Genomic DNA, 12052 nt, shown 5'->3' on the forward strand with positions numbered 1-12052 from the left:
GTGATTTTTGCCAAGTTGATCAATTCTTCCGAATCATCAACGGTTGGCGTTACGGCTCGATGACCCGGACGCGATAGAATTTAGGCACGATACCGGTCGCCGGATCGGTGACGATGATTGTGCGATTGGTGATCGGAAAGAACGGCGCGTTATCGGGCTGATCCAGTGCGATCCAGGAGTTTTCATCCAGCAAATCGGTCGTGCTTTGCACTTCGATGGCGCGATTAGCCACCTGCGGAATGACAATTTGAGTCAGATCATTGCTGAGCGTGATGGCCACCTTCCAGCCGCTGGCGTCGTTCGTGGGATTGGTACCGGTAAGATATTCGAGATAATTTTTCGCCCGATCTCCATCCGGGTCCGCCAGAGGCGCGGCAGACGGTGCGTTCGTATCGCCAAAATAATTGGTCTGCCAGGTGGCGTAACTGACGTAACCGGACAACTCGTTGGTAATCCAGGCGGCGAGTAACTCGACCGCCTCGGTGTTGATGACCGAAGTGCTTAACGGCGGCATGTGGCCACCGCCCAGATTTGCCACGCGCTGAAAAAGCGACGATTGCGCCAATGAACCGGGAGCGACCACGCGGTTACTGGGGTTGCCGCGATTGTTGATCAGCGGTCCGTCAATGATTCCATTTTGCGATCCGGGTGTGGCGCTACGCGCGTCCCAATAAGATTGGGTGGCGGCACCCGGTTGGTGGCAGAAAGCGCAGTTAGCTTCCAGATAGGAGCGTGCGCGATATTCGAAGCTGACGGCCGCATTGGTGGCGTGGGCCAGCGCTGGCAGCAGATGGCGGTTTGTAATCGGGTGGTTGAAATAACCGGCTTGTTCGAGGGCCGCCAATTGGTTCGTCACCGTCCCCCGGTAATCAAAATCACGATTCAATTGTGGGGTATTGAAACCCAGCGCAAAGCCGGCGGTGGCGGTATGACAAACCATGCACTCCACTCGCGCGGGATAGTGCCAGACTTGAGTCCGAATCACGCTGCCGTTACTTGCGTAGGTGGTGATAGGCTCATCAAGACCACTTTCCGCGACGAGCCAGGCGTTGGTCGGCGGCGTAGTCCAGCGATAGGTAACCCCGTAGCCGCCGTTGGTGTTGGCGATTAACAGGCGCGTCTCCAGTCGCCGTTTGGAATCAGGAACGCCATTGGTGATTTCCAGTTCAAAGTGCTTGATCCAGATCGCGCCTTCCGGGAATTGCCAGTTGCCCTCACGTTGGAAGGCCATGGTCAGATTGGTATCGGGAATGGAGAACCAGCGAAATTTATCAGAGTTGTCGGACCAAAACGGCGTATTGACGTCGTACGCGACAATACCGGGAGCGGTCTCAAGCGTGGCCAGATTTGTGAACGCCCCTGTATCGGAAAGCTTTTCGGGAATGGGCGCACCCGTTATTTGGGTGTTGTAGATGATGCGTTTGATCCGGCTTTGCTGGACGTCGCAATAAAGAATGTCGCCATTTCGTGGGTCGGTGCCGAAGGTGGAAATGCGTCCTGGATCAGTAAAGAGCACCTGGTTTTGCGTGACATTGGTCCCTTCGTGGCGCAAAGCCCAAACGGTACCGAAACCGTAATCTGCATAGACGTATGCGCCATAGAGTTGTGAGATATTCAGGCCGCGATAAACCAGTCCACCAATGATGCAGACTCCCGAGCTGCGTGGATAGGCCAAGAGTGGCGGTGTGTGAACAAATCCCGGCGGAGCGAGATGCGCCTTCGGGCCGTTGGCGTTTCCTTCCCGATAGGCCCAACCGTAGTTTTTTCCTGCCTCTACGAGGTCCACTTCCTCCCAACCGCTTTGGCCGACGTCACCGCAGTAAAGCAGCCCAGTCGGTTTGTCAAAATTCCAACGCCACGGATTGCGCAGACCAACGGCCCAGAACTCGGTGCGCACCGCGTCCGGGTTTACCGGTAAGCCATTGAATTCAGTTGCACCCACGAAAGGATTGTCGGCTGGCACCAGATAATTGGTGGTGCTGGCCGGATGCGGATTTGGCGTCAAATTACCGGGGCGTTTATCCACATCAATCCGCAACATACCTGCGAAAAAATCCTTGGTGATGGTCTGGCTATTATTGAAATAGTCATCGCCGTTTCCTTCATCCCCCAAGCCGAGATACAAGTAGCGGTCTGAGCCAAAATGAATGTCGCCACCGTTATGATTGTTGGATTCGTCGTATTGTTGCAGGATTGGCGTGTAAGAATCCGGATTGCCTTGATTCGGATCGGTGACGGAAACTTCAAAGCGAGCCAAAATGTCATGCATGCCGTTGCCGCCGCCGTTGGCAGAGGTATTGGCTGATCCGGTGAAGAAAACGTAAAAGAAGCCGTTGGTGGCAAACCCCGGATGGAAACATAATCCCAATAAGCCGCGTTCGTCACTCATGTCGGGCGAGCTGATTACCCGGCTCGTTAAATCAAGAAAGGTGGAGCGGGTGGGGGCTGCCAGATTGGTGATGACAACGATCGTGCCAGTCTTCTCCAGAATGAACAGCCGGTTGGTTTCTCCCGGAGGCGTGGCCAGGCAAACCGGGTTGGCAAAGCTCAAGCCGGGAAATGCGTTGCTGTAGGTGAAACCGAAAGTTGGAGCGGTCACCGGCACGTTCGTTAAGGTGACGTTTGCCACCCGTTCCAGCGGTGCGGCAGCAAAGAGCTTCGGTGAATCCAGGTTACAATAAGTTACAACGCCAAGTGCTAGGAAAACCGCAATCCGACGACATACAAATTCTGACATGCAGGTTACGATGGAACAGCAGCGACGGTTTGTCAAAATGCCGACTAATAAAAGCCGCAAATTCCTTGTCAGTAAAATCCGCTGTCGCAACCGAACAAAAACGGAATTTTACCTTTGCCGAGTTGGCAGGCGGGTAATTTGCCGCAACTGTGGCGGGCATTCAGAGCGCTAATCCGAAGGCGCTTGATTACTTTTGGTTTCCGCGCGATACGCCTCGGCCAGCAGGGTGATGGGATGCACCACCCGCACCTTGAGTCCGGCTTGTTTGGCGCCGTTGATGATTTGCAATAGACAGCCCGGATTGGCCGTGGCCACAATGGGTGCGCCCGTGGATTTGATGTGGTTGACTTTGCGCACCATCAGTTGATTGGCCATCTCCGGCTGGGTCAGATTGTAAACCCCGGCGCTTCCGCAGCACCAATCCGCTTCCGGCAACTCGACCAGTTGCAACCCCGGAATGGCGCGCAAGACTTCCCGGGGTTGGAGCGTCACGCGTTGTCCATGCAACAGATGGCAGGATTCGTGATAGGTGACAACTTGTGTATGCCCTGTCGGTCGCGGTCGCCGGATGCCAATGTGCGCCAGCCATTCATGGATGTCCTTCACCTTGGCGTCCCACAGCACCGCGCGTTGGGCGTAATCCGGATCCTTGGCCAGCAATCCCGCGTAACGCTTGAGATGCGAACCGCAGCCGCCCGCGTTGGTGATGATGGCGTCGTATTGATCGGGTGGAAATTGGTCAATGTTACGTCGTGCCAACTCGGCTGAAAGCGTGCGCGCTCCGTTGTGCGCGTGCAATGAACCGCAGCAACTTTGTTCGGGTGGCGTGATGACTTCGCAACCATTTTGCGCCAGCACCTCGACCGTATCTCGGTTCACATTACTGAACGTCAAATCCTGGGCACAGCCCGTCAGAACGGCGACGCGATATTTCTTCTCCCCAATCGCCGGAGTAATCGGAGCGATTAACTCACGCGAGAAGTGTTTACAAATGGTCGGCGTCATCGCCTCCAATTCCTGCAGGCGCTGCGGCAAAAGACGCATGACTCTGGTGCGGCGGATAAAGTCCTGCAATCCCAGTTCCTGATACCAGCGGATGGCGCGGCCCGCCGATTCGAGCCGGCGCAAATCCATGAACAGCCAGCCCATGGTGAACCAGCGAATAAAATCACGTTTGGGATTGGCTAAGACCCGTCGCTCCTCCGCATCGGCTCGCGCGTGCTCGAATAATTCCACGTAGTTGACCCCGGCCGGGCAGGCGGTCATGCAGGCCAGGCAACCCAAGCAGAAGGACATTTCCTCACCGAACGTGCGCGTTATCTCCATTTCCCCGTCAATGATGGCGCGCATCAGGGCAATACGCCCACGCGGGCTGTTCCGCTCCAATTTGGTGGCGTCGTAAGTCGGGCAGGTGGGCAGACACAATCCGCAGCGCATGCACTGTTGCACCACGGAATAGTCCAGATCCTTCAAATACGAATGTGGCGGCGGCTTGGGTTCCATCAATCAAACATCTTTCCAGGATTCAAAATCTGATTTGGATCCAAAATCCGTCGCAACTCGCGCATCAGGCGCATTTGCACCGGCCCGGCAAATTGCGGCAGGAAATTCTTTTTGGCCACCCCCACACCGTGTTCACCGGTGATCGTGCCACCGAGTCGAATGGCCTCGTCAAAGATCTCCTTGAACGCCTGTTCGACCCGGTGCATTTCCTCGAGGTTGCGTTCGTCGGTCAAGAAGGTGGGATGCAAATTACCGTCGCCCATGTGACCGAACGTGGCCACGCGCAGCTTGTATTTCTCCGCCGTCTTGATGACGAAGCGGATCATTTTTGCCAGCTCACTGCGCGGCACGGTGGCGTCTTCAAGAATCGTGGTTGGCGAAACTCGCGCCACGGCGGAGAACGCGCCGCGCCGTGCGGTGGCCAACTGGTTGGCTTCGTTCTCGTCTTTGGCGACACGGATTTCCAGCGCTCCGGCTTGGCGTGCAAATTTTTCCATTTCCGCCGCCTCTTCAGCCACGGCGGCTGGATGCCCATCGGTTTCCATCAGGAGCAAAGCCTCACAATCCAGCGGTAGCCCGATCTTCGCGTAATCTTCAACGCAACGGATGGTGGTGGCATCCAGGAACTCGAGCGTACAGGGAATGATCCGGGCGGCAATGATGTCCGACACGCATTGCGCCGCCGCGTCCATCTGCGCAAAAGTGGCGAGCATGGTTTTCTTGGCCGCCGGTTTGGGAATGAGGCGCAGCAGCACTTTGGTGATCACTCCCAACGTGCCTTCAGAACCGATGAATAAATCGCGCATGGAATAACCCGCCACGTCTTTGACGCATTTGTTTCCGGTCCAAAACACCTCGCCATTGGGCAGCACCACTTCCAGCCCCATGACGAAATTACGCGTCACCCCGTATTTCAGGCCGCGCAGACCTCCGGAATTTTCGGCCACATTGCCGCCGATGGTGGAAATGATCATCGAACCCGGGTCCGGTGGATAAAACAGGTTTGCTGCCGCGACGGCATTGGAGAGAACAACGGTGGTGACACCGGCTTCCGCAAGGATTGTGAGATTGGCGCGATCCAGTTCCAAAATCCGGTTCATGTGCGTCAAACACAGAACGATGCAGTCCGGCACGGGCAAACTGCCGCCGCTCAAGCTCGTGCCCGAACCGCGGGTTACGACGGGCGTCTTGGTTTCGTTGGCGAGACGGAGCACCGCCACCACCTCTTCCGTGGTTTTGGCGAACACCACGCAACCAGGCAGTTGTTGCATTGCCGCCGTGCCATCGAAGGAATAGGCCATCAGATCCTCGCGCGCGGTTTGCACGTCGGTCGGACCGACGATTTCCTTCAGTCGCACCAGAATGTCGTTAGATAGCGGCATAAATTCTATCAACGAGCATGTAATCGAAAATTGAGACGGTCAAGCATCGTCACAATGGCGACATCGAGGCCTGTCACCATACCCGCCGTCGTGATCCGCGATTTTTATCGGGCCGTGAGAGAAACTACGCACCCGGCTGAAGCAATCCACCGCAGTCGAGTATTCTTACTTTATATCTACGCATCCAGATGCGTTGATTTTTCAAGTTGAACTCTGGGCGAGCTGAATTATTATATGGCTCGTGAATAAGAACGAGTGGTTCGGGCCACAAGCGGGGTTGTTACTTAAATTGTTGCGGGAGCGCATTCTGATTTTGGATGGCGCGATGGGGACCACCATTCGTGAGTATGGCTGCGGGGAACAGCAGATTCGCGGCGAGCGATTCAAGGAAGCCAAAAAGGACCTCAAGAATAACGGCGATCTCTTTTCACTGACGCAAGCGGATACGATTGGCGATATTCACCGCCGCTTCCTCGAAGCCGGAGCGGATATTATTGAGACCAACACGTTCTCCGCCACTTCAATCGGGCAAAGTGAATTTTTTGTGGATGATCCGCGCGAAACGGGCGGGCGCAAGGATCCGGATTTTTATCAAACCGTCATTGAGAATCAGTTCCTCAACGATCTGGCGTGGGAGATTAACGAGCGTTCGGCGCGACTGAGCCGCGACTGGGCGAATCGCATTGCCAATCAGTCGGGCCGGCCGCGCTTCGTGGCCGGAGCGATAGGGCCGCTCACGGTTTCACTTTCCAATTCGCCGGACGCGGATGATCCCGGTTTTCGCGTTTGCACTTTTGATCAGGTGAAACGGGCTTACGCCAATCAAGTGCGAGCATTGTTGGCAGGCGGCGTGGATTTGTTGTTGGTGGAAACGATTTTTGATTCGCTCAACGCGAAAGCGGCGCTGGTTGCGATTCAAGAGGTGTTTGCGGCCGAGCAGAAGCGATTGCCAATCATGATTTCCGCCGCCGTGGGGCGGGGCGGCGAAACCGTGATTTCGGCACAGACCGTCGAAGCGTTTTGGAACGCCGTCAAGCATGTGCATCCGGTGGCGGTCGGACTCAATTGTTCGTTGGGGCCGGATTTGATGCGTCCGTTTCTGGCGGAATTGGCCGCGAAGTCTGACGCGGCGATTTCCTGCTATCCCAATGCCGGATTGCCCAATCCGCTGTCGCCCACGGGATTTGATCTGCATCCGGCGGACATGGCGCGGTATCTCGGTGAATTCGGCGCGAGCGGCCTGTTGAACATTGCGGGTGGTTGTTGCGGCAATACTCCAGAACACATCGCGGCGATTGCACAAGCGCTGGCCCATACGCCGCCACGCGAACCGCGCCCGGAAACCAAACTCTCAACCGGAGCGGCGCTACCGCTGCGCTTATCGGGTTCGCAACCTTTCACCCAACAGACGGGCACGTTTTTGATCATTGGCGAGCGGACCAATGTGGCGGGTTCGCCAAAATTCGCCAGGCTGATCAAGGAGAATAAATACGAGGAAGCGGTCGCGATTGCGCGGCAGCAGGTCGAGAACGGTGCCAACCTTCTCGATATCTGCATGGACGAGGGAATGATTGATGGCGTGGCGGCGATGTCCCGCTTCTTGCCGTTGCTGGGCAGCGAACCCGAGGTGGCCAAGGTGCCTTTCATGGTGGATTCGTCCAAGTGGGAAGTCATTGAAGCCGGGCTGAAATGTTTGCAGGGCAAGGGAGTGGTGAACTCGATTTCCTTGAAGGAAGGCGAGGTGAAGTTTCGCGAACAAGCGCGGAAAATTTTGCAATACGGCGCGGCGGCCGTGGTGATGGCGTTTGATGAAAACGGCCAGGCGGCGACGCTGGCGGACAAAATCCGCATCTGCGAACGCGCCTACAAAATTCTCGTGGAGGAAGTGGGCATGCCGCCCGAGGACATCATTTTTGATCCGAACATTCTGACGGTCGGAACGGGAATTGAAGAACACAACAACTACGGCGTGGATTTCATTGAAGCCACGCGGTGGATCAAAGCGCATCTGCCGCACGCGAAAGTTTCCGGCGGCGTTTCCAATGTTTCGTTTTCCTTCCGCGGCAACAACAAGGTACGCGAAGCCATGCACAGCGCGTTTTTGTATCACGCCATCAAGGCCGGGTTGGACATGGGGATCGTCAATGCCGGGATGCTCGAGGTCTATGAAGAGATTGAACCCGAGCTGCGGGAGTTGGTTGAGGACGTGTTGCTAAATCGGCGTCCGGATGCGACGGAACGATTGGTGACGTTCGGGGAAAAAGTGAAAGCTCAGGCCGCGGGCGAGGAGGTTGCGCCCGAGGAGAAAGCCGCGTGGCGAAACGGCACGGTGGAAGAGCGGCTCTCCCATGCGCTCGTCAAAGGAATTGATGCTTTTGTCATTGAAGATACCAAGGAAGCGCACGCGAAATACGTCCGCCCGCTGGCAGTCATCGAGGGGCCGTTGATGGCGGGGATGGCGGTGGTCGGCGATTTGTTTGGCGCGGGTAAAATGTTTTTGCCGCAGGTGGTGAAATCCGCCCGGGTGATGAAAAAGGCGGTCAATTATCTCACCCCGTTCATGGAAGCGGAAAAAGCCGCCATGGCGGCTCGTGGCGAAGAGGTCAAATCGCAGGGGAAAATCGTGCTGGCGACCGTGAAAGGGGACGTGCATGACATCGGCAAGAACATCGTTGGAGTCGTGCTGGCTTGTAATAATTACGAGGTGATTGATCTGGGAGTCATGGTGCCGAGCGAGAAAATTTTGGAAACCGCACGGCGGGAAAAGGCAGACGTCATCGGCTTGAGCGGCTTGATTACGCCGTCGCTGGATGAGATGGCGCACGTGGCGCACGAAATGGAACGCACCGGATGCAAACTGCCATTGTTGATTGGCGGGGCCACCACCACCAAAGCGCATACGGCGGTAAAAATTGCGCCCAACTATCACGAACCCGTGGTGCATGTATTGGATGCCAGTCGGGCGGTGCCGACGATGAGCAGCCTTTTGAGCGCCGAAAGCAAGCCGGCGTTCGTGGCTAAAATTACCGAGGAATACGAAAAACTGCGTGTGCGCCATCGGACCGCGCCGGTGAAATTGCTTACCTTGGAAGCCGCTCGCGCCAATGGTCCGAAACTCACGTACGATAACCCGCCTCAACCCGAATTCACCGGGGTCCGCACGTTAAGCTCCGACGGATTCAACGCCGCGGAGGGGAATGACCCAAGGGCGTTCGGACCGGCGCGCGCCTTTTCGGTTTCCCTTGAGGACATTGTGCCGGTCGTGGATTGGACTCCGCTGTTCCATGCGTGGGAACTGCGCGGAGTGTATCCCAAGATTCTTCAGCACGAACGGCACGGGGAACAAGCGCGACAATTGTTCGCCGACGCGCAAAAACTTTTGGAGGAAATCGTTGCCAAAAAATTACTGCGATTGCGCGCGGTGTATGGATTGTTTCCCGCCAACTCGGTCGGCGAGGACGTGCAACTTTATACTGACGCATCGCGGCAACAGGTACTGACCACCTTCCACTTCTTGCGGCAGCAGATGGACAAAGGCGATGGTACCCCGAATCGCTGTCTCGCGGACTTTGTGGCGCCACATCTGCGGGGGGCGTCGGATAACATGTTACCGGATCATATCGGTGCGTTTGCGGTGACTTCTGGAATGGGTTTGAAAGAACTGATCGAGCGTTTCAAGGCGGAGCATGACGATTACAACGCCATCATGGCGGAAGCGCTGGCCGATCGCCTGGCGGAAGGTTTTGCGGAATATCTTCACAAACGCGTTCGCCTCGAATGGGGATTTGGCCGCACCGAAAATCTCACCACCGAGGAATTGATCGCGGAGAAATACCGCGGCATTCGCCCGGCGGCGGGTTATCCAGCCTGCCCCGATCATCCCGAGAAAGCCACGCTTTGGAAGCTGCTTGATGTCGAGCGGCGCACCGGCATCAAGCTGACGGAAAACTTTGCCATGTGGCCAGGCTCAAGCGTGAGCGGACTTTATTTCGCGCACCCGGAAGCCAAGTACTTCGCCGTTGGTAAACTGGGCAAAGACCAGATTGAAGATCACGCCCGGCGAAAAAATATTCCGGTGGCCGAGGACGAACGCTGGCTCGGGCCGTGGTTGAATTACAACTCGTAACCTTCGTAACCGTGGGGCTCCGGCGTTTGCGGGTAGCGGCACTTCGCCTTGCTTTCGGCAACACAGTGTCGAAAGCGTCGCTGCCAGGATTTACTCCAATTGCACCCGTTCCTGCGCGTCCCATTGCGACATGTCGGAGAGGATTACTTGTTCGCCCACCTGCAGGCCGCCGGTGATTTCCACCGCGTTCACCGAGCAGCGTCCCAGCTTGACCGCCACGCGCACCGCAGTCTTGCCGCTGTCCACAACTTTGAACAATCCCACTGTGCTGTCGGGTTGGGCTTGTACGGGGCGACCCAGATACATCACGTCCGTCAACCGCTCCAACTGGATCGTGCCGTCCACGCTCAGGTCGGGCCGCGCGCCTCGGGGCAATGGCGTGGTCAAAGCCACGTCCACCGTCACCGTGCCGTTTTCCACGGCGGGATCAATGCGCGTTACGCGTCCGGATACCACGCCGTTGCGGGTGTCAATTTCCGCAGGTTGGTCCAGTTGGATGTCCCGCGCCTGCGTCTCGGCGATGCGGATCGCGGCCTTCAACTTCGCCGGATTGGCGACACGCGCCACCAAGGCTCCCGCCGGGAGTTGTTGTCCGACTTGCAGGGGATTGGTCGTATCTCCCAGTCGTTGCAATACGCCGTCCATGCCCGCGCGGACCTTAAGCGCCTCGACCTGACGACGCTTCAACTCCAATAGCGCGTCGTACTGCGCGATCTTTTCCTCCTGGGCGGCGATCTGCGCTTGGGCGGCGGCGGTGCTTATTTGCAAACGCTCCTGCTCGATGGCCAGCACTATCTCGAGTTGTTCGGCTTTGGTCCGGGCCTGTTGTACGGTCAGTGCCGCGACCAGACCGCTTTTGCCAAGAGCCTCGTTCACTTCAAAATCCTGCTTCGCGCTGGTGTAATTGGCCTGCGCGTTCGCCACCGCCGCGCGTTGCGTCAACTTCTGCGATTCCAATTGCACGCGCAGATTGGCCAGTTCCGCTTTGGCGGCTTTAACTTGCGATTCCGCTTCGAATCCCGCCTGCTCCAGTTCCGGGTTGCTCAACTCAACCAGCACCGTGTCCGCCTGCACCGCCGCGCCGGGCAAAACCAGCACGCGCTCAACGCGGCCTGCGTTGATCGTTGGGATCCAGCGAATATCCTCGGGCACCAACGTCCCGTTGCCGCGCACCTGACGCAACATTTCACCGCGCTTCACCGTGTCCATCCAGATTGAAGCCTTTTCCACGCGCGGCGCAGCCGGTTTAAGGCGGGACAATCCCAGCGTGATCAGCGCGATGACGATGATTCCCGCGCTGATGGACAACCAGCGGCGGCGCTGGCGTCGTCGTTTGACCTCGGTTGAAACAGGCACGTCCATGGTTAATGAATTTCCTGTGAGTCGGCTCCAACTTCACCGAATCTATAGTGATTCTCAAAACCGATTTCCGGATTGTTTACCGCTGAGACGCCGAGACGCCGAGAAAACAACGGGAAAATCGCTCTGCGTCTCTGCGTTTCGGCGGTGATTCGGAAATTATTTTTGCGAACCATTCCAGATGGAGCGGACGCACGTCCGCTGCTACAAGATTCATGGTGGCGTTTCCAGTTCATCGCGTTCTCGCCGTTTCCCCGGCCACAACCTGTCCATCGAACAGGCGGATGGTTTTCTGCGCATCACGCGCAAAACGATCATCGTGCGTCACCAGACAGATTGTCGCGCCCTCGGCGTGCAACTCGCGCAACAACGCCATCACCGCCTCGCCGTTCTTGGAATCGAGATTCCCCGTCGGCTCGTCCGCCAGCAGAATCGCGGGCCGCCCGCCCAGCGCCCGTGCCACCGCCACGCGCTGTTGCTGCCCGCCGGACAATTGCGCCGGATAATGCTTCGCCCGCGCCGTCATGCCGACTTTCGCCAGCGCCTCGTCCACGCGCTCGCGCCGCTCCTCCTTGGTCAACCCGCGATACGTCAGCGGTAACTCGACGTTTTCCCATACCGTCAAATCACCGATGAGATTGAAGCTTTGAAAAATGAAACCGATCTCGCGATTGCGGACCTTCGCGCGCTGGGCGTGATTCAGATTGGCCACCGGCTCGCCGCGCAATTCATAGCGGCCGCTCGTCGGGGAATCCAGCAGGCCGAGGATGGAAAGCAACGTGGACTTGCCGCAGCCGGACGGCCCGGAGATGGACACGTATTCGCCGTGGCAAATCTCGAAACTCACGCCGGATAGCGCGTGTGTTTCCACTTCATCCGTGAGGAAGATTTTTTGAATCTCCGCCAGTTGAATCAAGGGAATGGTTGTTGTAGGCATAAAACCAA

General features: G+C 57.1%; 6 protein-coding genes. 1 reads left to right on the forward strand and 5 read right to left on the reverse strand.

The window, feature by feature from the left end:
• Positions 1-49: 49 nt before the first annotated feature.
• From M9920_13765 to M9920_13775, 3 genes are all read right to left on the reverse strand, one after another.
• A complete protein-coding gene (locus M9920_13765; GenBank protein ID MCO5053355.1) occupies positions 50-2737 on the reverse strand; it encodes a PQQ-dependent sugar dehydrogenase in 2688 nt (895 codons plus the stop codon).
• Positions 2738-2905: 168 nt separating this feature from the next.
• Entirely contained in the window at positions 2906-4240 is a 1335-nt protein-coding gene (locus M9920_13770) for a (Fe-S)-binding protein (GenBank protein MCO5053356.1), read from the reverse strand.
• On the reverse strand, positions 4240-5622 hold the full coding sequence (locus M9920_13775; GenBank protein MCO5053357.1) for an FAD-binding protein: 1383 nt from the start codon (positions 5620-5622) through the stop codon (positions 4240-4242). Before M9920_13775 ends, M9920_13770 begins: the two co-directional genes overlap by 1 nt.
• A gap of 325 nt (positions 5623-5947) precedes the next feature.
• Here M9920_13775 and metH point away from each other — a divergent pair, with 325 nt between their 5' ends.
• Entirely contained in the window at positions 5948-9748 is a 3801-nt protein-coding gene (gene metH / locus M9920_13780) for a methionine synthase (protein MCO5053358.1), read from the forward strand.
• A gap of 90 nt (positions 9749-9838) precedes the next feature.
• Here metH and M9920_13785 read toward each other — a convergent pair whose 3' ends face one another.
• Together M9920_13785 and M9920_13790 are read right to left on the reverse strand one after the other, a co-directional pair.
• A complete protein-coding gene (locus M9920_13785) occupies positions 9839-11110 on the reverse strand; it encodes an HlyD family efflux transporter periplasmic adaptor subunit (protein MCO5053359.1) in 1272 nt (423 codons plus the stop codon).
• Positions 11111-11339: 229 nt separating this feature from the next.
• Complete coding sequence (locus M9920_13790; GenBank protein MCO5053360.1) at positions 11340-12044, reverse strand: ABC transporter ATP-binding protein; 705 nt, start codon at positions 12042-12044, stop codon at positions 11340-11342.
• Positions 12045-12052 lie beyond the last annotated feature (8 nt).

The sequence above is a fragment of the Verrucomicrobiia bacterium genome, assembly GCA_023953615.1.
GTDB lineage: Bacteria > Verrucomicrobiota > Verrucomicrobiia > Limisphaerales > JADLHS01 > JADLHS01.

What these genes read in the sequence shown, in the direction of transcription:
- M9920_13765 (MCO5053355.1), bottom strand. Translation starts at nt 2,737, where the DNA reads ATGTCAGAATTTGTATGTCGTCGGATTGCGGTTTTCCTAGCACTTGGC.
- M9920_13770 (MCO5053356.1), bottom strand. Translation starts at nt 4,240, where the DNA reads ATGGAACCCAAGCCGCCGCCACATTCGTATTTGAAGGATCTGGACTAT.
- M9920_13775 (MCO5053357.1), bottom strand. Translation starts at nt 5,622, where the DNA reads ATGCCGCTATCTAACGACATTCTGGTGCGACTGAAGGAAATCGTCGGT.
- metH (MCO5053358.1), top strand. Translation starts at nt 5,948, where the DNA reads ATGGGGACCACCATTCGTGAGTATGGCTGCGGGGAACAGCAGATTCGC.
- M9920_13785 (MCO5053359.1), bottom strand. Translation starts at nt 11,110, where the DNA reads ATGGACGTGCCTGTTTCAACCGAGGTCAAACGACGACGCCAGCGCCGC.
- M9920_13790 (MCO5053360.1), bottom strand. Translation starts at nt 12,044, where the DNA reads ATGCCTACAACAACCATTCCCTTGATTCAACTGGCGGAGATTCAAAAA.